Source organism: Bdellovibrio bacteriovorus (genome assembly GCF_001592735.1).
Classification (GTDB): Bacteria; Bdellovibrionota; Bdellovibrionia; order Bdellovibrionales; family Bdellovibrionaceae; genus Bdellovibrio; species Bdellovibrio bacteriovorus_D.
Map to the genome: position 1 here is coordinate 325723 of NZ_LUKE01000002.1, position 21068 is coordinate 346790.

The following is a 21068-nucleotide window of genomic DNA, read 5'->3' on the forward strand; positions in this document are numbered from 1 at the left end:
CCGCCGCTTATTCTTCATCCTGCTGAGCATTCAATTTTGAAAGCTCTTGCTTCAGAAGAAGGTCCGCTTGTTCTTTAGCGGAAGTATTCGATTTAGTTTCTTTAGCAGCTGTTGGTGCCGTCGGTACCGGCACGCCATCAGCTTCATATTTCGCGACCAAAGCTTTGGCTTCATTTGCCAATTTTTCAGCTTTATCTGGATCATCATATCCTGGAATCGTCATCAACTCTTCAACGCGCGCTGAGGCCACCGCTTGGAATGAACCAAAGCCGGATTGGAAGATGTTTTGCGCCATGGTTTCGCTCATGCCTGGGATCAACATCAAGTTGAAGATGGATTCCGCAGTACGAGACGAAGCTGATGATTCAGAAATGATATCCAATTTCCAAGTTGTCAGTTTTGCTGCCAAACGCACGTTTTGACCACGTTTACCGATGGCTAGTGACAATTGAGAATCTGGAACCACGATTTCCATTTCGCGATTCGCATCATCCATGAAGACACGGCTGATTTCCGCTGGAGCCAAAGCATTACACGCAAAACGCGTAATATCTTCGTCCCAAGGAACGATATCGATTTTTTCACCACGAAGTTCTTGTACGATGTTTTGTACACGAGAACCCTTCATACCAACGCAAGCTCCTACGGGATCTACCGAGTTGTCGTTAGAACGAACTGCGATTTTTGCACGCTGTCCCGGTTCACGAGCCGCGGCCATGACTTCCACGACGCCGTCATAGATTTCTGGAACTTCCATTTCAAAAAGTTTCATCAAATAACGTTCATCAGCGCGAGACATAATGATCTGAGGACCCCGAGTTGTTTGACGAACTTCCGACAAATAACCTTGGATACGATCGCCGGGTTTGTATTGCTCACCTGGGATTTGTTCACGAGGTGGGATGTAAGCTTCCGTACGGCCCAAATCGACAACAATCGCGCCTTTTTCCACGCGGCGAGCGATGCCCGACGCGATCTCGCCTTTTCTTTCTTCAAATTCATTGAAGATGATGTTGCGTTCCGCATCACGGACTTTTTGCATGATGATTTGTTTTGCCGTTTGCGCGGCAATACGACCTAAATCGGTCGCTTCCATCTTAATACCGATAGAATCATCAAGTTGCACGTTGGGATCTAGTTTTTGGGCCTCGTCATAAGGAATTTCAACTTCTTCATCCACGAATTTTTCACGAGGAACAACTTCTTTAAACTCAAAAAGTTCAACTTCACCAGTCTCTTCGTTGTAAGCCGCTTCGATTTCACGGTACGTGCCGTATTTTTTGCGAGCTGCTACAAGCATTCCTTGAGTGATCGCGTCGATAACAATTTGCTTATCGATACCTTTGTCTTTACCAACTTGTTCGATCACTTTGGAAAGATCTGAAAACATATTTTCAGCCATGGTTATTCCCTCTCGTTACTTTTTTTGACCTTTAGTCATTTCAAAAATTACTTTAGCTTTGTCGATCATCGCGTACGGAATATTGATTTCCACATCTTTGATGACAAAACGGATGCCGTTATCATCTGCAGATTCCAATACGTCCTCTACAGTTTTTGCGGCTTTCCACTTCTTATCTTCAACACCAGCACTCTCCAATGATTTGGAGGTTTTGATATAAATCTTTTTGCCCACAGCTTTTTGGAAATGCCATGGTTTTGTGAGGTGACGCTCTAACCCCGGAGTAGAGACCTCCAAATTGTAGGCTTCACCTGGAACAAGATCTTCTTGCGCATCCAAGATCTCATTCAAGCGGCGGGACACATTCGCGCAATCATCAAGCCCTACGCTGCCGTCATCTTTATCGATGTACAAACGGAGAGTACGTCCCTTACCAATTCCGACAAACTCAATATCATATAAAACACAGGATTCTTGCGCAGCTATATCGCGCACAATTGCTTCAAGCTTATCCATCCACGCCATTTCTGACATAACTAGATCGTCTCCTAGAGTTAACTTTCCCTACGAAACATCCGTGCTCTGTAAGAAAACGCTATACGCGACTGGACGGAGTCCAATCCACAAGAAGAAGTATGTGGGCTGAAAAGTAGAACTGGTCAAAGACCCTTTGTACCCGTCCGGGCGCAAAAAAAATGGGCCTGCTGGGCCCATCGAACGTCTCTGAAATTAGCAAAAAAAACCAGAGGAAGCAAGGATTTATCTTAGCTGACAAAGCCGCACCCTAGACTCTAGGCCCGCGAGTACAACACCGCCGTGCCCCCGTCCTTATAATAGCGAGGTCGCCTTCGTGTTTCCTTAAACCCCAGTTTTTCATAGAGTTTTTGCGCTGCTACGTTTTCTTCATGCACCTCAAGCCACAACTGTCGCTCTTGACCTTTTGCGTTAATCAAGTGGTCAAACAGAAACTCCATATACCCCTGACGCCGATACCCCGGGTGCGTGGCCACCAAAGAAATCTCCCAGACCCCAGGAAGCTCGCGATACAAAACCACGCCCGCAAGAACTTCGCCTTCAAAAACCCCTAAGATTTCCGCCGAGGCGATTTCGGGGTCGAGCAATTCATCGGGCCAGTAAAATGCCGCGACCATGCCTTGCTCATGGTGAATAGCGCCCACCAAAGATTTAATCTTGGGCTTGTGAGAGATATTTAAGACTTCAACATGCATGCTCTAAGGTTCCGCAACGAAGGTGCGCACGCGATATTTTCGTTTGATCACTTCAAACCAAGAGCGGATGCGCTCTTCAAGCTGCTGTTGCGCCAGATAAGTTTTGATATTGTCTTTAAAAGAATCAAACGACGAGGAGCCAAACTTCACTCGGTTGCGCTCGTAATAATCTTGCGCCTCTTGATCGGTAATAATTCCTGACATCGAACTGGTTTTAAATTTCAAAAAACTTTTCGCCATCAGTTTGCGAGTCGTAAAAGTTTTTAATTCTTGCGCGGACACCTCAAGCTCATTCCAATATGCACGACCCGCCACCATTTTTTCAACTTGCGCGACCGCCGCATTCACTTCTTCGCTAGAAATATTAGCAACATTAAAATTTTCGGCCTCGATAGCCACGACAGCCTCTAACAAAACCGCGGTAACGGCGGTACGGAAATCGGGGTTACCGGGACGCGTTTCATTTAAACTTTTTGCTGGCGATTTCGGCGAAGGAAACAAAACCCCTTCAATAGCCATAGCAATTTGCACTTCACGACTTGTAACCACGTGATCGGACACCTGTCCCACGGTCTGGGTTACCAAAGTCGCGGCCGTCGCCACCTGGAATGTGATTAAAATAAAAAAGCCCGCCAGAAAATTCATACTTAAACTATGACCTAGGAGCGCCTTGTCTAGCAAGGACTTAGACGTGAAAAAAGCCTCCTCCCAAATTTAGGAAGAGGCTTAACCACTGAGGACTTACATTATTAATTAAAACTGCTTCAGCCTGCGCGCCACTGGCGCTTCGGCTCTGCGGCCGTAGGCCTAAAAGTTCACTTTACCTGCAATAGACATTACGTAGTATTGCAATTTTTCGATCGGAGTACCGTAGCCAGTACCAGATCTCCAAGTGTTGCCACCGTTAACGCGGCTTGAAAGATTCCACATATAACGGAAATCTAAACCGATCGCGTACTTCGGAGAGAACTCTAGATCCGCACCAACAAGTGTACCTACGTCGATCGCATGTGAACTTGCAGTTGTATCATTTTGAATTCCTGTGATGTTATTCCAAGAAAATTGTCTGTAAGAATAAGCGACCACACCGCCGAATACGGGTTTGATCACGCCCGAGAACAATTGAACTTTCGCCGCCAATTGACCCGAGTATTGTCTTACGTCTACTGTATCTGGAACAAAGTATCCGTTGTTGTAGCCATAGCCATAGCCGTAGCCATAACCGTAATTACCGCCGGTAGGGTAACCTTGACCTTCAACGGTGTAGTTAGAATACAAGAAAGATCCTTCAACTACGAAGTTATCAAACTTAGTACCTACGGCCACACCCAGGGCATAGTTCCCTTTAACGTCTTTAGCGTCTGGATAGTCACCGATACCCAAAAGACCGGCGATATATTTTTGCTCTGTTGGAGCTACCATCGCGTCTTCTTCCGCTTTTAACGCCGCCGTGATTTCTTCTCGAACGATGTCACGCGTGTTTTCTTTTGGTTCTTCTACTTTTTGTACAGGAGCTGGAGCTTGCTGAACAATAATAGGTTGAACTTGTTGAACCGGAACAACTTGCTGAGGTTGTTGCTGGTTATTCATATTATCAAATTTATCGCCGAACAAAACGTTGGCACGTTTTCTCTCGTCTTCCATACGAGATTGCTCAAGCTTTTCAACGATACGTTGTTCTGTCGCCGTCTCTGCATCTTGACGAGCGCGACGGATTTGTTCCGCACGTGACTCCGTCAACGGAGAAGCTTCAATAACAGTCGTAGGCTGTTTTTGAACTTGAGATTGTTGCAACTGCGCATTCGCGTTGGCATTGGAAGTCGGTGTCGCCTGATTTAAAATATAAATCGGCTGACCGCTGACAGGTGCCGAGTTGGCAATTCCTGCACTGGGCGCAGTTGTTGGTGAAGCCGCTTGCGTCGAGCTTGCACCGGAATACATTTGGTCAAGCTCCGCATCAACGTCGCTTTCCACACTTTGCGCGATCGCGAATGTAGGCGCGATGCTCAAAGCAGCAAGTATATAGAAATACTTTTTCATAGGGTCTCCTCGTGGTACTGGTTTCAATAACCTTTTTAAGTCACTGGCCAGTAAAGCAAGGCCAGTGCCAAGAAAGCCAAAAAAAGTCCCATCACCATAAGTGCTTGAATTAAAAAGATTTTTTACGTCTCAAGATGAAACACCTTCGGGGTCCGCTGTTAACAAAAGTGACAACTCCCAGTACGATTTCTGAAATTCTTGCAAACGGGGTCGAAGGGCCACCGACTATTAAAAGACTATGGAAACTAAGCAGCAGAGAACCGTAGAACCGTAGAACCGTAGAACCGTAGAACCCAACGCCGGAGTGCTAAGGACAAATAAAAAAACCGCCAAAGGGCGGTTCTTTTTATTTGGTGCGGGTGGAGGGACTTGAACCCCCACGGACGTGAATCCAAGAGATTTTGAGTCTCTCGTGGCTACCATTACACCACACCCGCGCGTGAGGAACCTTTGTACGTGAATGAAGGTCCTTTGCTCAAGCCAAAACGCACCGCACAATGCACGCTTATGCAGGTCGAGTTTTGGATTTATGACAGCATTCATAAATACATATCGTTTTCTGCCACTCCTTTAAGCGAACCTTCTTGTGATTAAGAAGATTCACACTTAAAGGAGGCTTTCGATGCGCAATTTACTAATCATCCTATTTGGCTTTGCTTTCGGGTTTATACTTTTAGCAGCCGCCCCGCCCACAAAAAAATCCAACGAGACTCCTCACCTAGTCGTTACCGACGTCTTAACGGCAAGGCAAAGTCCTTGGGATATGGCGTTTCTTCCCGACATGACCATGTTCTTCACCGAAAAATGCGAAGGGCTGTCCGTCCTTCATCCCGATGGCAGCATCGACAGATTGTTTGGAACATCAGGTTCAGCGCTGGAAGCCACGGATTTATTTTGCGTCGGCCAATCCGGTATGAATGGCGTCACTTTAGATCCTGATTTTGCCAACAATCGATTCATTTATGTCTTTATGTCTTCCAACCTCTCCACCAACCCACGCACCAACCGCGTGATTCGCTTGGTGGTTGCTAACGACAATAAGGCCGTCTCGGATCGCGTGGATATCGTGACGGACATTGCATTTAAAGATCAACCCAACGCTTGGGGGGAAGCCGGATCGCACAGCGGAGGCCGCTTGCGCTTTGGACCCGATGGATATCTTTACATCACGACGGGTGACAATCACAACGGCACACTCCCCCAAGATCCCGCTCGTTTGGGGGGAAAGATTTTGCGCGTGGATCGTGACGGTGTCGCCGCACCTGACAATGCCTTCCCGGCGGGAGGCGATATACGAATTTTCGCTTATGGTCTGCGCAATCCCCAAGGCATCACGTTTAAGCCTGGCTCGGGCCGCGCGATGATTGCCGAACACGGCCCTAATCATTCCGATGAAGTCACGGCCCTCACGAATGGCGGCAATGGCGGCTGGGATCCAAAACCAGATCCCGGGGTTGTGTGCGCCGATGATTACTGTGGGTACATTTCAAACAAAGCTTCGGGCGAGTTAACGCCCATGACCGATGACACGAAATTTCCAGACGCCATGAAACCCTTGTGGATCTTGCAAGACTCTCAAGGCATGGGACCGGCGACATTTATCACCGGAGCACAATGGAAGACGTGGGATGGAGCTTTGCTTATTGGCGTTATGGCCGAAATGAAAGTGCATGCTTTAAACTTAAATGCCAATGACGAACTTATCGGGACAACCCCCATGGCTTTACCCGCCGTTCGTTACCGCAGTTTAGTGCAAGGACCCGATGGCAACTTATATGTGGCCACCGATGAAGGGCAAATTTTAAAGGTCACACCACAGTGATATTTTAAGGACTTTGCTTAGCAAAATATTCTATCAACGGACGCATCCAATCCGAAAGAGCTTGTGCTTGAAATCCCGCCGCATGAGCTTTTTCGGTGTTTAAATACCAATCCTGAGGAATGCCGTAGGGCGACCAATCAGCGTCAGAGCGTTCCTTAGACAAGACCGCTTTTTTGCCAGTCACCTTTTCAATTTCTTCGATAAATTCTTTTAATAAAATCGGCTCTGGTGAAGCGAAGTTAAAAATCCCCGTATGCTTCCCGTGAAGCAACCACAATAAAGACTTCCCGGCATCCGCCGAAGTCACAAAAGAAAATCTGGCATTCAAGTTAGGAAAATAGAGGGGCTTTTCTTGTTGGACTTTTTCAACATGCAAGGCAAATCTGTGCGTGTAATCGTCTTCGCCGACCACGACCGGATATCGTGCAAAGGCCCAGTGGAAACTTGCATGATTGGCAAAATAATGTTCCGCCGCTCTTTTACCCTCAGCGTATTCTTCGGCAGGATTTGTGGGTGTTTGTGGTTGATAAAGATAAGGATTAAAATCTTCTTCGCGCAAACCAGAACCAAAATGATAAACCGACATGGTCGAAGTCATGATGTAGTAAGGAGTTTTGTTTGCAAAGACGTCACAAGCGATCGCGGCGTCCTCCGCCGTCATACAAATTTGATCAACAACAGCATCAAAGTGCAGATGTTCCACAGCCGCGGCCAAAGATTTTTTATCGCGACGATCGGCTTTCAAGCGATGCACCCGGGCCCCAAAGTCATCCGCTTGCTGACCTCGCGATAAAACCCAGACGTTATTACCTTCTTTGATTAAGCTATGAACCAGATGACGCCCGAAATATCTTGTACCACCCAAAACTAGAACCTTCATAAGACCTCGCTTGTCAGTTACCATTGTCGCTAGTCTTTTTCATTTGGCATAGTCTTTTTTGTGATTCTCTTTTTTGTATTTTTCTTAGCGCCATTGAGCTCTGTCTTATTCTTACTTAAAACCAAAGGAACAACCAACTCCGGCAACGCCGGTATTAAGGAGAATTTATGAAATCAGTTCTTGCTCATGGATGGCGACTGGCGATGCCCTTATTAGCCGTTCCTCTATTTGTGGCGACAGTATACGCCGCCGGAAACTCTGGCTCTGCAGGTAAACCTCTAACGACTCATCCAGAGGGTGCTGGCGAGTTATCGCGGGATGCCGCTTCTATGGATGATCACACGGACTCTGCCTTGAATAAAAAGTACGATCGACGTCAAACTCCTGGACCTCGCACCTCAACCACTCGCGGGGAATCCATGGATCCACACGGGGGACGTGGGGCTGGCGGAACTAGCAACACGAGTGATAGTGCCACGGAATAGCCATCTGACAAAAACCTCCGACCAAAGGCGGAGGTTCGGCGGTGTTTCTCGACAGGGACTCTATCGCCTCTCCACCAATGGGATTAGTTTTTAAGCAGTGAAAGCAAGGAGACCTTTATGGAAGCAAAAATAAATGCAACAGATTCAGGTGCCGAGTCCTTTGATTACAATATGAGCTGGGAAGGCAGTCGCATTATTTCGATTGCTCCGGAAGCCACTATTAAAGAAGCAGCAAAGATGATGAGAGATGAACAAGTCGGCGATGTCTTGGTGATGGAGTCTGAAGCCGATGGCGGAACCCTTTTAGGAATCGTAACAGATCGGGATATCGCTTTATGTCTTGCCGATGGCGAAGACTTGGAAGATTTGCGTGTTGCCGATGTCATGTCTGAATCCGTTATTACCGGCTCCGTTGACGACAGCGTTTTTAAGCTCATCGGCTTAATGAAAAATGCGGGTGTTACTCGCTTGCCGTTGGTGAATGCCGATGACGAGGTGGTCGGCGTAGCTACGGCCAGAAATCTCTTAGAAATTCTGACAAAATCCTTCTTTGATTTAACCCAAATCGGAGAACAACAACGCCAAAACGAACAGGCTCACCATTAGAGTTTTTTTCGTTTATTTTTTTTATTACATCTTGTTTTCGTGGGCAAATTTGTGCCCACGAAAACAACTGGCCCTCCGTTGACGCACCTCTCATTCTAGCTTAGTTCTTAAGTACGACATGCTTCGGATTAATGCTGTGAACTTTGTAGATCATCTTCGCCAGGAACTTCTTGTTAGATCTCGCCGTAATTCGAGCTATTCGCTACGAGCTTTTGCCGCATCGTTAGAACTTGATCCTTCAACCCTATCAAAAATTTTGCGCGGCAAACGTTCCATCGGAAAGAAGTTTATACTGCAAGTTGGCCCGAAGCTGGGCTTGAATCAGCAAGAAATAAACTCCTTCATAAAAAACGTAAAAACCGTTACCCGAGATCCTGAAAGCGATCCGCACTTTAATGTGACGGAATCAGAAGAGATCGCCATCCACCCTTCGCAACTGCCAGAAGCGGTGGAGAAAATTAGAAAATTCCGCCGAAGCATGGCGAAATTTTTTGGAGAAACTGAAAAAGGATACGAAGTTTATACCCTTTCAGTAACTCTTTCACCCGGCACTAAGACTAGGTCTTAGATTGATTTAAGGAAGAATGATGAACCAATTTTTAAAAACACGACGCCTTCAAGCGGTCCTCACTCAGCAACAGGCCAGTGCCTTGTTAGGCTATCAGAGCTCTCAGTTTCTTTCGAACTTAGAGCGTGGGCTTTCGAAGCCACCGATTCCAGTTTTAATCAAAATGTGCAGCATCTACGGAATCCCTGAAGAGGAAATGCGATCTGAGTATATTCGATGGGTTCAAGAGGAAGCCGCACGCAAAGCCGAACAACAATGGACGACACATAAAGCATCAATGAAAGCATCGATCGAAGAAAAAGCGTAACCTTCTACGGGGCGTCCTCATATTACACTGCCGCAAGAATATTGTGGCACCCGCATTGCAACCTCCTTGAATGACTCGAGAGAAAACTTTGAGCAAAATCAAGGAGGACTTTTTTATGGCACAAAACCAACCAAACCAAAATCAGACTCAAAACCCAAATCAACCAAAAACTCAAGAACGGACTGAGCAGCGCCCAGGCCAACAACAACCTGGCAGCTCGCAACGCAGTCAGCAAGACCAAGACATCGATCCATCTGAACAAGAAAGCCAATAGTTTATTAATTAACTCATTTTAGCTCAAAAATTTTCTTGCCGAGAATTGAAGCTGATCCTTCGGGATCAGCTTTTTTTGTTGCAAAAAACCACACACCGAAAAGAAATCTGCCCCTGGCCGCTGACACTATTCTGGATCTTGAGATTCCTCGAAAATACTTTGCGAGAAAAAATCCATCGTCACATAACCCACGTGTTGAGTGTCATGACGAGAATACCATCCCACCGCAATAGCGCCGGCAATGGGAATCCACCGCGAAATACTTTTTCCTAAAAATCTTTTGCTTAAACGAATCCCCAGTTTTTCAATGAGATTTTCAAAAACTCGCGCGCTGGTACGACGTAATACAATGCGATCCCCGGCACGCACGATCACATCCCGAAAAAGCTGCCCGGCCCCTTCTTGAAAAAGGCAGTACACCAATGTCTCTCGCGTGAGCACGGTGGACTTTCCATAAACCGCGGCGATGTCGGAGACCATTTGCGCTTGAATTCTCCATACCGCGACAAGATCTGGCACAACGGTCATCATCCCCAAAGGACCCACCGGAACCGCCAGAGCGCCCGAGACTCCGCCCGCCATCCAGGCTGATTTTTCGATAATTTTTTGTGCCGCCAAGACCGGGTTGGGCGATTTTTCATAGGACGACGAAGGAACGTGAGTCAAAAGGGCCGTCAGGCTTTCCGTGATTTTAGTCTTTTTATCCACCAGATCCTCCCATTAAGACTTAAATGAACCTCAGGATAACAGAAGTTAGACACCTTTTTGTATATTTTTTCATCGGCTGTTAAGTTCGGCCGAAGTTTGATACTACGAAGGTTCAATGAGTTAGCAAAATTCAAAGGAGTTCCTTCATGAAAAGCCTAATCGTATTGGCTCTATCTTTCGCAGCCGCTGTTCCTGCAATGGCTTGCACAATTCAAACATCTTCTGGCGCCTATGCGGGTAACGTGAATGGCGGAATGGTTACAAACTCTTCAGGCCGTCCCGTGGGCTCAGTTCAAGGTGACGTTGTTTATGACTATGCGGGTTCCCCTGCGGGTCGTGTAAACACAACATCTGTTCAGAATATTTACGGACAAAACATCGGTTTTGTTCAAGGCAACGCGATCTTTAATCTTTACGGAGAGCAAAGAGGCCAAGGCCTTAACTGCACTCAGGAAGAAAAAGGAGCTGCTCTGTTACTTGTTTTAGGTGTTCGTTAATATCTAAGAAAAAGTATTAAAAACAAAAAAGCCTTGGAGATGATCCAAGGCTTTTTTTATTCTTTTATCTGTCTCTTGCCACGGACGGGATAACGAGTTATTTAATACGCTCAAAGGCGGTTCTACATGATTAAAAAAGACCTTTTACGAATGTTGGCGGGGTTTCGCCGTTTTCGTGAACGATTTTTTAAAGAGGAACATTCCCTCTTTGATCGTCTGTCTAGCAGTGGTCAACGACCCAAAACCTTGATGATTGCCTGCAGTGATTCTCGGGTTGATCCGGCTATTTTATTTTCGACCTCCCCTGGGGAAATTTTTGTGGTCCGCAATGTGGCCAACCTTGTCCCTCCTTTTGAATCAAATATGGGATTCCACGGGGTCAGTGCGGCCATTGAATTTGCAGTCGTTAACCTCCAAGTCGAAAACATCGTGGTCTTAGGACATCGTCAATGCGGTGGCATCTTGTCTTTATTCCAACCGCAAGCTGTCAAAGCGGGAGGATTCGTCGCTCAATGGATGACCATTGCCGGTGAAGCAAAGAATAAAGTTTTAGCCAAGCTTCCTCATAGCGACGTTGAAACTTTGTGTCGAGAATGCGAAAAAGAATCTATCGTCATTTCTTTGGCGAACCTCCGCACGTTTCCGTTTATTAAAACGGCCATTGAAACCCGGGGTCTTGAGTTGCACGGAGTGTATTTTGACTTAGAGCAAGGACAGCTCTGGGCTTTCGATGAAGCCCAGGCGTCTTTTCAAGAATTAACGTGGCATGAACGCTAACCGCGAAGGTCTGCGGGGTACACACGCTCTTGAATTTCATCGGTCGTAGCGACGTTGAGATCCTTGGCTTCTTCTCGAGAAACCATTTTTCTTAGTTCTTTAGACATCTGGTTGCGCATAAGTCCCAAAAAGTGAGGATCTGCAAACAAGATCAGTTCTTCAAATTGGTTCTGACTGCGCGCCAGCTCCAATGAGTCCACAACCTGTTTACAAAAATCTAAAGCCACTTGTTGAGTCGGCGATACACGACTTTCTCTTCCCGACCCGTGACCTACGGCCATGGGTGCGAACGCCCCCGGCTTGTCCGCATTGATGTCACCGGCTTTAAGGCGACCTCGGGGATTTTCGATTTTACTGACAAAATCGACATCTCTTTTTCTCTTGGGATCGGAATAAAAAATTCTCGCTTCACTTCGGTTGGCTACAACAATCCAGGTTTTCATAAATCCGTCCTCCTTCTTTTCATTATAGCCAACACACCAAAGATTGAAAGCTGACAGGTCACACTGGACTGTCAAATGACTTTTTGAGTTCAATCTATGAAGCCTCGATAATGGATGTTTTAGTTAAGCCCCTTTGCGCGGAGGTTTTACGATGCTTGAACCATTGACTCATGAAGACCTGCTGAAACTGACCTCAGTACAAGAAGGCCCCTGCATCTCTATTTATATTCCCTCTCTGCCTGAGCCGGCCCTTCAAGAAGAGTATGACGCCTTGGTTAAACGAGCTTCTTATTTACTTTCACTGGATGAAGACAATCGAGAAGCCCATAGCCACATCATGGACGCTCTGTTTAATTTTAATCCCAGCGAGTATGCCTCGGGCTCCACTCAAGGCGTGGCCATCTTTGTTAATAAACATTGGCACGGATACTTCCTGGTGCCGCACGATTTGCCAGAAAAGGTCGTGGTGGCGGAAAGCTTTCACTTAAAACCCCTGATCGAAGATCTGCAACGAGATCATACGTATCATCTTTTGGTTTTAGGAGTGGAAGAGGCCGTGCTTCTATTTTCTCAAGGGGGAAAAGCTTCTGAAATTCACACCTTTTTGATGCATCATGGATCGCACAGCAACAGCATTCACTGGAAGCACCTGGATGAAAATGAAGCTATCCAAATTCCGCACTTAAAAACCCAAAGTCGTGGACGGGGTGCTAGCGATTCGCAATTTAAGAAAAAAACGGCGACAAAATTATTTTTGCGCTGGATTGAAGCTAAAATTAATAAAGAAGATGGCTATAAAACTTTGCCGTTGTTTGTATTTACCAGCGAACTGCTGTTTCCAGTTTATAAAGAGATCACTTCGCACCCTTCACCCCGTATGTGCCAGCTAGATATTCGTAAAGGCATTCCCCACCACGATTCACTGATTCACCGGGTAGAAAACCTTTTGAACCAAGATATCTCGCATCACCGTCAAATTTCCGCGAGTGATATGGACATCCAAAAAATGAAAAACAAGATTATTGACGACTTGGTCAAAATTTCGCGCGCGGCCTTGCATGGCGAAGTCAAAACTCTGTTCCTAAGAGACAAGAGCGAAATCTGGGGACAGCTGGATCGCAACAGCGGTCAGATCACCGTTCACCCCAAGCAGATCAATGCCAAGGATGATGATGTACTGGATGATATTGCTTGTGAAGTGATTCGCCAGGGGGGCGAAGTCATCGTGCTGAATCCAAAGGACATGCCTTCGACTTCGCCAGCGGCGGCTATTTTAAATTAAGCTTTTTGTACACCAAGCCCTGCCCCAGGGCCGCGGGCACCGTTTCCACGGAAGGAATGTGCAAGGCTTGCATGTATCCTAAGACCAAAGCAAGATTTGAAACTTCGCTGATCTTATAATCCCCTTCAATTTGCGTATCACTTAAAACTGCCCGGTCCTTGAGGGTTTGCGCCAGTTCTTCGGCGGTAAACTGCGTGGAATTTCTTTGAACTTGTTTTTGGATCGACATGGAAAGCACGCCTCCAATTCCCATCCACTTTGTTTCGGGCTTTAAGTTTTTAAAAAATGGTGGCACATTTAAAACCGCGTGATTTTTTGCAAGCTGAATAGCCGCTTCCCGGTTGTGTCCAATCGGATTGGGAGACGAAACCTCTTGCGGGTTTTTAAACTGTAAAACTTTGAGGATTTCATTCTTAAAACTGACCGAGGCCAAGTGGCCGCGGAAAATCTGGGGATGTCCTTTGTTCCAAGAAAACATCTGCATCGAGCCTCCGCCGATATCCCACACCACCATGGAGGCTTCTTGGGGGGACCAAGACTTAAATGCGAGCACCGACCAGAAACCCAGTTCGGCTTCTTGATCCTGAGAAATAATTTGAATGGGGATTCCTAAGGCTTTCGCCATTTGCGCAATGACCTCTTGGCCATTTTTCGCGTTACGAAATACAGCCGTCGCCACGGCATCGATCTTTTTTATTTCTTGAGCACGCAATTTATCGACGGAAACTTGAATACGTGGCAAGGCTTCCTGCCAAAATTTTTCAGGAATTTTATGATCCGCGGACTTTTCAAAAGCTTCATTAAACGAGATCGCCAAGCGATCTTCAAAAAGAACCTTTAAAATCTTTTTTTGGCATACGTCTACACGGACCGCCAAAACTTTGGTGGTGCCAGAACCAAAATCCATCGCTCCCCGATTTTCAAGGCATTGCTTCGCAAAACTGGGGATTGAAAAATAAACTACTAAAACTAAGGCCAGGCTATGTAACTTCATGATGCTCGCTATCCCAGGATTCCGATTGGTTTAGGTATTCATTTTCTTTCATAAACATTTTTTCTAAGTCATCGCGCGCCTGCTTGGCTTTGGCCACCATTTCATCTTGATTGTCCCGACGCTGATACAGGTCCTGGATCATCTGTAAATTATGATCGCGGAAAATATTAGCGGCCTGAACGCTGCGATAGGCTGGCCAGCCTAACCCTTTTAAAACCGAGGCCCCTAAACGCAATGAAGAATCAAAAAGTTCGCGCTCAATGACTTCCACTTTCCGATCCATCAAGGCATAGACGTGGGCCATATTTCTAGCGCGAACATAGATCTTTAACTGGGGGAAATTTTCTTTAGCGATATCCACAAGTCTGATGCTCGCGTCCGCATCGTCAATGGCCACGACTAAAATTTGCGCCGTTCTGGCACCTGCGGCTTCTAATAAATCCAAGCGCGTGGCATCCCCGTACCGAACCTTGAAGCCAAAACGTCTGACAAGCTCAATTTGGGTGGGTTCATAATCCATAACGACGGCTTTTACACGATTGGCGTAAAGAAGGCGTCCCACGATTTGACCAAAGCGACCAAAGCCCGCAATGATGACCGGGGCATCTTCAGGTTCCACCACATCCGGATCGACGCTGGTGTTCGCGCAATCAAAATAACGCACATAAACTTTGTCATAAAGAATGACCACAATAGGCGTCATCAACATGGTTAGAGCGACCAAGGCCATTAAGACTTGATTGGTTTCAAAGTCGATGATTCTAAGCCCGGCGGCCGCACCTAATAAGACGAAAGCAAACTCTCCCACTTGGGATAAGACCACCGCAAAAAATGGAACGTGACGACGAGGAATTTTAAAAAGTCGGCCTAGCAAAATATGCGCAAAAATTTTCGTCGCAAAAAGAATAACGACCATGCCCCCGAAAAACAGGGGTCTTTTTAGGACTTGAGTAAAATCAATACTCATCCCCACTGTCATAAAAAACAAGCCCATCAAAAGACCCTTAAAGGGCTCGATATCGCTTTCTAAAGCATGGCGATATTCACTGTCTGCTAAAAGCACGCCGGCCATAAAAGCCCCGAGCGCCATCGAGATGTCCAGCTGCTGCATAATAAAAGACATTCCCACGACTAAAAACAAAGCAAATGCGGTGAAGATCTCCCTTAAATGAAGCGATGCGATTCGGCGTAATAAAGGACGTAACAAAAGTCTGCCGCCGACGATGGTGACTATCAATGTTCCGGCCACTTTCGCAAAATGAATCCAGCTCTCCGAGGAACTTTCCCCCGCTATCACCGCTTCGCTGATTGCAAGCAAGGGTAAAATGGCGATCATCGCGATCACGGCAATATCTTGAAAAAGTAAAATCGAAAAGGCCGATCTGCCAGAGTGAGTGTTGAGCAGCCGGCGCTCATTTAAGATTTGCAAAGCCATGGCGGTTGAGGACAAAGCCATACACATTCCCACTAAAACCGAAACCGACGCCGTTTGGGAGTAAAGGAAATAAGAAATCAAAAAGACTAAAAAACCAACTAACAGAACTTGCAGTGTGCCTAAGCCAAAAATCGAAACGCGCATTTCCCAAAGTTTTTTTGGCTCTAATTCTAAACCAATTAAAAACATCAAAAACACCACGCCGAATTCAGACATGTGCATGAGGTCTTCGACCCCGTCAAAAACGGCAAAACCAAAAGGACCCATCAGCACACCGGCGACCAGGTATCCTAAGACAGACCCAAACCCCAGACGTTTACACAGAGGCACGCAAACCAAGGCCGCCGCTAAAAAACTCACGATATAAAATAAAACAGTGTGAGCCATTATTTAGTTCCCTTATCTAAAGCTCGTGCCTTTGCCTCTTCTTCGTGGACGCAATAGTCTAATAAGAAATGTCGCACCGATTCCGCATGCCGACGCACGGCCAACTCCGAAGCCGTCGTGGACTGAGTTAAGATCAAGGGCGGCAGCCAATTCATACCGCAAATTTCGGCGGTCTTTTGGTACGGCGAAAAAAAGGCATCTTCAATTTCATGCAAAGAATCGGGATCGCCCAATCCCCCGGTGGTTATCGATACCAAGAAATCTTTATCTTTTAATTTGTCACCGCCGGGTCCGAAGGCAAAACCTTTGCGCAGAACTTCATCACACCAAAGCTTCATTAATGGAGGCATGCTGAACCAATAAAAAGGATGTTGCCAGACAACAAGATCATGCTCCTGCAGCAAAGCTTGTTCACGCGCCACATTAATATGGAAGTAAGGGTATTCTTCATACAAGTCATGAACTTGAACATTATCAAAACCTTTTAAGGTTTCCATGATGGTGCGATTGACGCGAGATTTTTGGGCAAAGGGATGGGCGAACAGAACTAGCGCTTTTCTCATGGGCCCATGCTAACGAAACAGGGAGTTATGGTCAATCGGGGCGAGATTCCTGACGCTCTAAGGGCATAATTCCCCTTTCCTTTTTTGTTCTCGTTTTCTTTCCCATTTCAAGACCGGAAAACCTGGCACCGAATATGCAATCCCAATCCTTCAGCTAAGCATAGCAACACACTTATATAAAGGAGTTATCCATGGAAACTACGTCAAATGAGTTCAAAAAAGAATTGGGCAACATCAAAGACAACGTTCGTCAAGGTGCTAACAGCATCCGCCAAAATGTTGAGCAACAAATCGAAAACTCAAACTGGCAAGAGCGTTACGAAGAACTTCGCAAGCGCGCAGGCGAAGCCGTTGAAGCTTCTGAAGACTTCGTAAAAGAACATCCTTATTACACTCTTCTTGGCGCGGCGGCAGTAGGCTTCCTAGCTGGAATGATTCTTCGTCGTAAATAGTTTAGATACTAGGGAGCCTCCAGGGATTGGGGGCTCTTTGTTTTCCCTTAACATCTTTCTTCTCTTAATTTTGGAGATTATATGCAGCTCCTAGCAATGATTGCCTCATTCGTATTTGGTCGCTTAAATAACGGCGGACCTCGCAGCGGTGGAATTCGTGAGACCGTTATGGAAATGTTTGAAGACATCGTCCTTAAGGGTCGTAAACCCGTCATCCTGATCTTAGCGGGCGTTTGTGCGGTGCTATTTTTCTGCGGTGGACTTTTCATCACGATTCTTGAAGGCACGACCCAATACGACCGTGTCGGCTATGTGACTTTGACGTCGACATTGGGTGCGGGCATTGCACTCTTTTTAGTAGCGGCTTTGGGTTTTGTTTACGTTTTTGCATACGCTTGGCCAGGAGCAGATCGCCATGCCTCTGACAGAGCTCGCGAAAAGGTGCCACCTCCGCATCATGCCTCCACTTTAGAACAAGCCCTTACGGTGTTAGTTTTAGATTTCGTGAAAGAACGTGAATTGCGTCGCGACCGTGAAGCTCACGGCCCCACGCCTCACGCCACCACGGGTCCAGCACCAACAACTCCGCGCGAGCATTCAGGGCCGATCCACTAATTCTGTGGAATCGGTTGATTGCGTGCGACGATACAGCGTTTTACGATCTATACCCAGATCTTTTGCTGTTTTTTCGCGCGCCCCTTTATTTACATGTAAAGCGTATTCAATATAATGCCGCGAAAATTCTTCTAACGACAAAAGTCGTCCCTCTTTTTCCCGCACTCGATCAAACAAAGAACTCCATCCGGTCATCATTAAAGCATTTTTTCTAGATCCCCCTTGGATGTGGTCGACGGAAATTTCAGGCTCGTCACAAAGAACTACGGCCCGTTCAATGCTATTTTCCAATTCCCGCACATTCCCGACCCACGCTTGAGCTCTTAGAAAATCAAATACCTCAGGCCCAAAACGCAATTCGTGGGAATGATGTCTGGCTGAATACTTCTGTAAAAAATATTGCGCTAAAGGTTGTATGTCTTCAGTTCTTTCGCGCAAAGGTGGAATTTCTAAAGGCACGACATTTAAACGAAAAAACAAATCTTCGCGGAATTTTTTATTTTGCACATCCGAATTCAGATCATTATGAGTCGCAGCCAAGATTCGAATATCTAACGGACGATAATGATTTTCTCCGACACGCTTCACCTTTTTTTCCTGAATCACGCGCAACAACTTCGATTGCAGGTGCAAATCCATATCCCCGATTTCATCTAAAAATAAAGTCCCCCCGTGAGCTTCCTCAAACAACCCGGGCTTTGAGCTGCTCGCTCCCGTGAAGGCACCTTTGGAATGACCAAAAAGTTCTGCTTCTAAAAGATGTTCAGGGATGGCGGAACAATTAATAGGAATAAACTTCTCTTTGTCACGCGCGCTTTTTTCATGAATATAGCGCGCGATCAATTCTTTCCCTGTGCCACTTTCTCCCGTGATCAAAACATTGGCGGAACTCGCAGCGACTTTGCGGGCTTTCTCTAAAATTGAGATAAAATGGGGACTGTGAGCGATAATACGGTCTTCATTTCCATTCACAACAAACCTCGAAGCTCGTTATTGTGTTGCTGCCAATCACACCAATCCTCATCCGGAACCCACCGCCCGTCTTCCATATAACGAAGCGTTTCAATCACCGCCCGCGCCACGGCCGCCGCCGAGGCGGGGTTTTGGCCGGTGATCAAACGACCACTTTTTATCACGTTGCAGGTAAATTTCGGAGCCGTGGTGACTCGGGCCCCTTGCTCTTTGAGTTTATCTTCTAAAAGAAAGGGCACGACACTTTCCATGCCGACGGTTTCTTCTTCTTCATTGGAAAAGCATGTCACCTCGTGACCCTGTACTAAGAATGGACCGTCGGGTAAACGTAAGTTCACCAATCCGGCAGCACCATGACAAACGGCGGCTATCACACCTTGGTTTTCATAAATCTCCGAAACCAACTCACGCAGATGCAAATGATCTGGAAGATCGTACATCGCTCCATGGCCGCCAACGAAAAAGACCGCCGCAAAATCTCGTGGCTGCACTTGCCAAGGGGTTTGGGTGGTTTCTAGCTGTAAAGCAAAATCGGTGTCATTCATCCAGGTGGCGTTAATGGGATCATCCATTTTCACACCATCTAACGGCACCTTACCTCCTTGAGGGCTGATCATAGTCACTTCATAGCCTGCGCGCATGAACTCATCATATGGATGGGTGATTTCTGACAGATAAGCTCCCGTTTTGTGACCAGAACCGCCTAGGCGATCACTGCTGGTTAAAACAAATAGAACTTGATTCTTCGGCTTATCCATAACACTCCTCCTTCTCTCATTTTCTGACTGCATCTTCCATGAATCCCCATTTTCAGCCACGCCCAGGCAGAACTCAAATTTCAGAGCTGTTATGTGCCCTTCGACAATAGACCAGTCCTTGGCCGCACCTGTTAAGTCTCCGGCGAGGAACTCCGATTGTCAGATATCAACCTGAAAGCGAGAACCTCATGAAAATGACTATGCTCTCTTGGTGCGCCAGCTTCATGTTCCTGGTCCCGACCTTGGCACAGGCCGCGGGCTCTGCTCCTCCGAAAAACAGCGCCGCAAAATATGATTACGTCGATCCTCAAAATCTCGTTCCTAAAAAAGCACTGACACGTGCGCTGGATTATTTTGACAAGTACCGCGATAAGCTCGGTAACGACGACTACATCACAGTGATCGACTTCACCCAAAGTTCGAGCAGCAAGCGGATGTATGTGGTGGATATGCGAACCGGGGCGGTCACGCGCTATTTAGTCGCTCACGGCAATGGTTCAGATCCGGCGCACACCGGTTATGCGAAAAAATTCTCTAATACCTCAGGTTCGAATATGTCTTCATTAGGTATGTACGTGACTGGTGGCGAATACGATGGTAAACACGGTCGCTCGATGCGCTTGGTGGGTTTAGAGAGTACAAACAACAATGCCCTAGACCGCGCGATTGTGGTGCATGGAGCTTGGTATGTAGATCCTCAGTATAAACCCCTGGGCCGCAGTCAAGGTTGTCCCGCTGTGGAAGACAAGTATATCAATACTCTGGTGACACAGCTTAAAGGCGGCAGCGTTTATTATATTTGGGCCGGGCAATAAAATTTTGCTCTGCCTTTTAAGGTGGAGCTTTTTTAAAATGCAGATACTTTTTCGAGATGAACATTTTGTCGCCGTCAATAAACCGGCAGGATTTCATGTTCATCCTCCTGAAGACTCCACCTATCCTGTTCCTCGCGATAAGATTCTTCTTTATCAAGTTCGCCGTTTAATGAAACAACATGTCTTCCCCGTTCACCGCTTGGATGTCGGCACCAGTGGTGTTTTGCTTTTTGCATTGTCTTCGGAAGCGGCCGGCAAAATGAACAAACTTTTCACCGAAAGACGGACTGAAAAAACCTATCATGCGGTCGTGCGTGGATATGTGCCCGAGGCAGGAACCATTGAACTGCCCTTAGAGTTAGACTCTACCGGAGATCTGGTTGACGCGAAAACCACCTATCGTCGCTTGAATAAGATGGAGTTGCCTGTCGCGGTCGGGAAAAAATTTCCCACGGCACGCTATTCATGGGTGGAGGTCACCCCCCACACCGGGCGCTTTCATCAGATTCGCCGACACTTTAATCGCATCTCGCATCCGCTGTTAGGAGATGCCGCTCATGGCGATTCTCATCACAATCAATTCTTTAGAAACCAGTTAGGAATCGCGGGGTTGTGCTTAAAAGCGTTGCGCTTAAGCTTTACTCACCCCTTCTCTGAAGAGGGGCTCACTATCGAGGCCCCAGAGTGTGAGAAATGGAATAAAATTCAAGAGCTCTTTGCCAACCCCCAAGTGCCTCCCGTAAAAAGCTAAATACCT

At 46.7% G+C, this 21068-nt stretch carries 26 protein-coding genes and 1 tRNA gene; 13 read left to right on the forward strand and 14 right to left on the reverse strand.

Translation table 11 applies throughout. From position 1 onward, the window contains the following. Positions 1 to 7: 7 nt before the first annotated feature. From nusA to AZI86_RS12040, 6 genes are all read right to left on the reverse strand, one after another. The gene (nusA, locus tag AZI86_RS12015) at positions 8 to 1402 is read right to left on the reverse strand and encodes a transcription termination factor NusA (RefSeq protein ID WP_061835430.1); all 1395 of its coding nucleotides are present in this window, start codon (positions 1400 to 1402) and stop codon (positions 8 to 10) included. A gap of 15 nt (positions 1403 to 1417) precedes the next feature. Beyond that, positions 1418 to 1936 (reverse strand): ribosome maturation factor RimP, encoded by a 519-nt coding sequence (gene rimP / locus AZI86_RS12020; protein WP_061835431.1) that lies wholly within the window; start codon positions 1934 to 1936, stop codon positions 1418 to 1420. 257 nt (positions 1937 to 2193) lie between these two features. Beyond that, positions 2194 to 2631: a GNAT family N-acetyltransferase gene (locus AZI86_RS12025; RefSeq protein ID WP_061835432.1), complete on the reverse strand. Its 438-nt coding sequence runs from the start codon at positions 2629 to 2631 to the stop codon at positions 2194 to 2196. A gap of 3 nt (positions 2632 to 2634) precedes the next feature. Continuing rightward, on the reverse strand, positions 2635 to 3276 hold the full coding sequence (locus tag AZI86_RS12030) for a hypothetical protein (RefSeq protein ID WP_061835433.1): 642 nt from the start codon (positions 3274 to 3276) through the stop codon (positions 2635 to 2637). A 162-nt stretch (positions 3277 to 3438) separates the two neighbouring features. After that, positions 3439 to 4671: a hypothetical protein gene (locus tag AZI86_RS12035; RefSeq protein ID WP_061835434.1), complete on the reverse strand. Its 1233-nt coding sequence runs from the start codon at positions 4669 to 4671 to the stop codon at positions 3439 to 3441. A gap of 351 nt (positions 4672 to 5022) precedes the next feature. Beyond that, positions 5023 to 5108, reverse strand: a tRNA-Leu gene (locus AZI86_RS12040). A 185-nt stretch (positions 5109 to 5293) separates the two neighbouring features. Here AZI86_RS12040 and AZI86_RS12045 point away from each other — a divergent pair. Further along, the gene (locus tag AZI86_RS12045) at positions 5294 to 6493 is read left to right on the forward strand and encodes a PQQ-dependent sugar dehydrogenase (RefSeq protein ID WP_216635912.1); all 1200 of its coding nucleotides are present in this window, start codon (positions 5294 to 5296) and stop codon (positions 6491 to 6493) included. Positions 6494 to 6497: 4 nt separating this feature from the next. Here the strand turns inward: AZI86_RS12045 and AZI86_RS12050 are convergent, their stop codons facing one another. Further along, positions 6498 to 7373 (reverse strand): NAD-dependent epimerase/dehydratase family protein, encoded by an 876-nt coding sequence (locus tag AZI86_RS12050; protein ID WP_157684697.1) that lies wholly within the window; start codon positions 7371 to 7373, stop codon positions 6498 to 6500. Positions 7374 to 7540: 167 nt separating this feature from the next. Here AZI86_RS12050 and AZI86_RS12055 point away from each other — a divergent pair, with 167 nt between their 5' ends. From AZI86_RS12055 to AZI86_RS19240, 5 genes are all read left to right on the forward strand, one after another. Continuing rightward, positions 7541 to 7858 carry a hypothetical protein gene (locus AZI86_RS12055; RefSeq protein WP_061835436.1) on the forward strand — a complete coding sequence of 106 codons (318 nt, stop codon included), beginning with the start codon at positions 7541 to 7543 and terminating at the stop codon, positions 7856 to 7858. Positions 7859 to 7975: 117 nt separating this feature from the next. Continuing rightward, complete coding sequence (locus tag AZI86_RS12060; RefSeq protein ID WP_061835437.1) at positions 7976 to 8464, forward strand: CBS domain-containing protein; 489 nt, start codon at positions 7976 to 7978, stop codon at positions 8462 to 8464. A 136-nt stretch (positions 8465 to 8600) separates the two neighbouring features. Next, on the forward strand, positions 8601 to 9032 hold the full coding sequence (locus AZI86_RS12065; protein WP_216635913.1) for a hypothetical protein: 432 nt from the start codon (positions 8601 to 8603) through the stop codon (positions 9030 to 9032). A 16-nt stretch (positions 9033 to 9048) separates the two neighbouring features. Beyond that, positions 9049 to 9339, forward strand: coding sequence for a helix-turn-helix domain-containing protein (locus tag AZI86_RS12070; RefSeq protein WP_081111902.1), 291 nt, complete (start codon positions 9049 to 9051; stop codon positions 9337 to 9339). A 115-nt stretch (positions 9340 to 9454) separates the two neighbouring features. Beyond that, entirely contained in the window at positions 9455 to 9613 is a 159-nt protein-coding gene (locus AZI86_RS19240) for a hypothetical protein (RefSeq protein WP_157684698.1), read from the forward strand. Between the two features lie 126 nt (positions 9614 to 9739). Here AZI86_RS19240 and AZI86_RS12075 read toward each other — a convergent pair whose 3' ends face one another. Further along, on the reverse strand, positions 9740 to 10321 hold the full coding sequence (locus tag AZI86_RS12075) for an EcsC family protein (RefSeq protein WP_253715911.1): 582 nt from the start codon (positions 10319 to 10321) through the stop codon (positions 9740 to 9742). A 146-nt stretch (positions 10322 to 10467) separates the two neighbouring features. Here AZI86_RS12075 and AZI86_RS12080 point away from each other — a divergent pair, with 146 nt between their 5' ends. Beyond that, the gene (locus AZI86_RS12080) at positions 10468 to 10818 is read left to right on the forward strand and encodes a 5-fold beta-flower protein (protein ID WP_061835441.1); all 351 of its coding nucleotides are present in this window, start codon (positions 10468 to 10470) and stop codon (positions 10816 to 10818) included. A gap of 126 nt (positions 10819 to 10944) precedes the next feature. Next, positions 10945 to 11595, forward strand: a complete 651-nt coding sequence (locus tag AZI86_RS12085; RefSeq protein WP_061835442.1) for a carbonic anhydrase — start codon at positions 10945 to 10947, stop codon at positions 11593 to 11595. Here the strand turns inward: AZI86_RS12085 and AZI86_RS12090 are convergent. Then, positions 11592 to 12038, reverse strand: a complete 447-nt coding sequence (locus AZI86_RS12090; RefSeq protein WP_061835443.1) for a baeRF12 domain-containing protein — start codon at positions 12036 to 12038, stop codon at positions 11592 to 11594. The two genes, AZI86_RS12085 and AZI86_RS12090, sit on opposite strands and share 4 nt — an antisense overlap. A 151-nt stretch (positions 12039 to 12189) precedes the next feature. On the opposite strand from AZI86_RS12090, the gene AZI86_RS12095 reads away from it, so the two are divergent. Next, positions 12190 to 13320, forward strand: a complete 1131-nt coding sequence (locus tag AZI86_RS12095) for a baeRF3 domain-containing protein (protein ID WP_061835444.1) — start codon at positions 12190 to 12192, stop codon at positions 13318 to 13320. Here AZI86_RS12095 and AZI86_RS12100 read toward each other — a convergent pair. Genes AZI86_RS12100 through AZI86_RS12110 form a run of 3 tightly spaced genes read right to left on the reverse strand, consistent with a single transcriptional unit; the run spans position 13307 to position 16699 of the window. Further along, positions 13307 to 14314 (reverse strand): Ppx/GppA phosphatase family protein, encoded by a 1008-nt coding sequence (locus AZI86_RS12100; RefSeq protein WP_061835445.1) that lies wholly within the window; start codon positions 14312 to 14314, stop codon positions 13307 to 13309. The two genes, AZI86_RS12095 and AZI86_RS12100, sit on opposite strands and share 14 nt — an antisense overlap. Then, entirely contained in the window at positions 14301 to 16136 is a 1836-nt protein-coding gene (kefC, locus tag AZI86_RS12105; protein ID WP_061835446.1) for a glutathione-regulated potassium-efflux system protein KefC, read from the reverse strand. The genes AZI86_RS12100 and kefC overlap by 14 nt, the downstream gene beginning before the upstream one ends. Then, positions 16136 to 16699 (reverse strand): NAD(P)H-dependent oxidoreductase, encoded by a 564-nt coding sequence (locus AZI86_RS12110; protein ID WP_061835447.1) that lies wholly within the window; start codon positions 16697 to 16699, stop codon positions 16136 to 16138. Before AZI86_RS12110 ends, kefC begins: the two co-directional genes overlap by 1 nt. Positions 16700 to 16890: 191 nt before the next feature. Here AZI86_RS12110 and AZI86_RS12115 point away from each other — a divergent pair, with 191 nt between their 5' ends. Both AZI86_RS12115 and AZI86_RS12120 read left to right on the forward strand, forming a co-directional pair. After that, positions 16891 to 17151 carry a DUF883 family protein gene (locus AZI86_RS12115; protein ID WP_061835448.1) on the forward strand — a complete coding sequence of 87 codons (261 nt, stop codon included), beginning with the start codon at positions 16891 to 16893 and terminating at the stop codon, positions 17149 to 17151. 81 nt (positions 17152 to 17232) lie between these two features. After that, entirely contained in the window at positions 17233 to 17766 is a 534-nt protein-coding gene (locus AZI86_RS12120; RefSeq protein WP_061835449.1) for a hypothetical protein, read from the forward strand. Here the strand turns inward: AZI86_RS12120 and AZI86_RS12125 are convergent. Both AZI86_RS12125 and AZI86_RS12130 read right to left on the reverse strand, forming a co-directional pair. Further along, positions 17749 to 18738 carry a sigma-54 interaction domain-containing protein gene (locus tag AZI86_RS12125; RefSeq protein WP_061835450.1) on the reverse strand — a complete coding sequence of 330 codons (990 nt, stop codon included), beginning with the start codon at positions 18736 to 18738 and terminating at the stop codon, positions 17749 to 17751. The genes AZI86_RS12120 and AZI86_RS12125 overlap by 18 nt on opposite strands. Next, positions 18735 to 19496, reverse strand: coding sequence for a type 1 glutamine amidotransferase domain-containing protein (locus AZI86_RS12130; RefSeq protein ID WP_061835451.1), 762 nt, complete (start codon positions 19494 to 19496; stop codon positions 18735 to 18737). Before AZI86_RS12130 ends, AZI86_RS12125 begins: the two co-directional genes overlap by 4 nt. A 188-nt stretch (positions 19497 to 19684) precedes the next feature. On the opposite strand from AZI86_RS12130, the gene AZI86_RS12135 reads away from it, so the two are divergent. Then, positions 19685 to 20311 carry a murein L,D-transpeptidase catalytic domain family protein gene (locus tag AZI86_RS12135; RefSeq protein WP_061835452.1) on the forward strand — a complete coding sequence of 209 codons (627 nt, stop codon included), beginning with the start codon at positions 19685 to 19687 and terminating at the stop codon, positions 20309 to 20311. A gap of 37 nt (positions 20312 to 20348) precedes the next feature. Beyond that, positions 20349 to 21062, forward strand: coding sequence for a pseudouridine synthase (locus tag AZI86_RS12140; protein ID WP_061835453.1), 714 nt, complete (start codon positions 20349 to 20351; stop codon positions 21060 to 21062). Positions 21063 to 21068: the final 6 nt, after the last annotated feature.

Coding starts and splice junctions, on each gene's coding strand:
- AZI86_RS12025 (WP_061835432.1), bottom strand. CDS start 2,631: ATGCATGTTGAAGTCTTAAATATCTCTCACAAGCCCAAGATTAAATCT.
- AZI86_RS12070 (WP_081111902.1), top strand. CDS start 9,049: ATGATGAACCAATTTTTAAAAACACGACGCCTTCAAGCGGTCCTCACT.
- AZI86_RS12120 (WP_061835449.1), top strand. CDS start 17,233: ATGCAGCTCCTAGCAATGATTGCCTCATTCGTATTTGGTCGCTTAAAT.
- AZI86_RS12085 (WP_061835442.1), top strand. CDS start 10,945: ATGATTAAAAAAGACCTTTTACGAATGTTGGCGGGGTTTCGCCGTTTT.
- AZI86_RS12115 (WP_061835448.1), top strand. CDS start 16,891: ATGGAAACTACGTCAAATGAGTTCAAAAAAGAATTGGGCAACATCAAA.
- AZI86_RS12035 (WP_061835434.1), bottom strand. CDS start 4,671: ATGAAAAAGTATTTCTATATACTTGCTGCTTTGAGCATCGCGCCTACA.
- AZI86_RS12050 (WP_157684697.1), bottom strand. CDS start 7,373: ATGAAGGTTCTAGTTTTGGGTGGTACAAGATATTTCGGGCGTCATCTG.
- AZI86_RS12055 (WP_061835436.1), top strand. CDS start 7,541: ATGAAATCAGTTCTTGCTCATGGATGGCGACTGGCGATGCCCTTATTA.
- AZI86_RS12110 (WP_061835447.1), bottom strand. CDS start 16,699: ATGAGAAAAGCGCTAGTTCTGTTCGCCCATCCCTTTGCCCAAAAATCT.
- AZI86_RS12100 (WP_061835445.1), bottom strand. CDS start 14,314: ATGAAGTTACATAGCCTGGCCTTAGTTTTAGTAGTTTATTTTTCAATC.
- AZI86_RS19240 (WP_157684698.1), top strand. CDS start 9,455: ATGGCACAAAACCAACCAAACCAAAATCAGACTCAAAACCCAAATCAA.
- nusA (WP_061835430.1), bottom strand. CDS start 1,402: ATGGCTGAAAATATGTTTTCAGATCTTTCCAAAGTGATCGAACAAGTT.
- AZI86_RS12135 (WP_061835452.1), top strand. CDS start 19,685: ATGAAAATGACTATGCTCTCTTGGTGCGCCAGCTTCATGTTCCTGGTC.
- AZI86_RS12095 (WP_061835444.1), top strand. CDS start 12,190: ATGCTTGAACCATTGACTCATGAAGACCTGCTGAAACTGACCTCAGTA.
- AZI86_RS12140 (WP_061835453.1), top strand. CDS start 20,349: ATGCAGATACTTTTTCGAGATGAACATTTTGTCGCCGTCAATAAACCG.
- AZI86_RS12030 (WP_061835433.1), bottom strand. CDS start 3,276: ATGAATTTTCTGGCGGGCTTTTTTATTTTAATCACATTCCAGGTGGCG.
- AZI86_RS12130 (WP_061835451.1), bottom strand. CDS start 19,496: ATGGATAAGCCGAAGAATCAAGTTCTATTTGTTTTAACCAGCAGTGAT.
- AZI86_RS12090 (WP_061835443.1), bottom strand. CDS start 12,038: ATGAAAACCTGGATTGTTGTAGCCAACCGAAGTGAAGCGAGAATTTTT.
- AZI86_RS12080 (WP_061835441.1), top strand. CDS start 10,468: ATGAAAAGCCTAATCGTATTGGCTCTATCTTTCGCAGCCGCTGTTCCT.
- AZI86_RS12045 (WP_216635912.1), top strand. CDS start 5,294: ATGCGCAATTTACTAATCATCCTATTTGGCTTTGCTTTCGGGTTTATA.
- kefC (WP_061835446.1), bottom strand. CDS start 16,136: ATGGCTCACACTGTTTTATTTTATATCGTGAGTTTTTTAGCGGCGGCC.
- AZI86_RS12060 (WP_061835437.1), top strand. CDS start 7,976: ATGGAAGCAAAAATAAATGCAACAGATTCAGGTGCCGAGTCCTTTGAT.
- rimP (WP_061835431.1), bottom strand. CDS start 1,936: ATGTCAGAAATGGCGTGGATGGATAAGCTTGAAGCAATTGTGCGCGAT.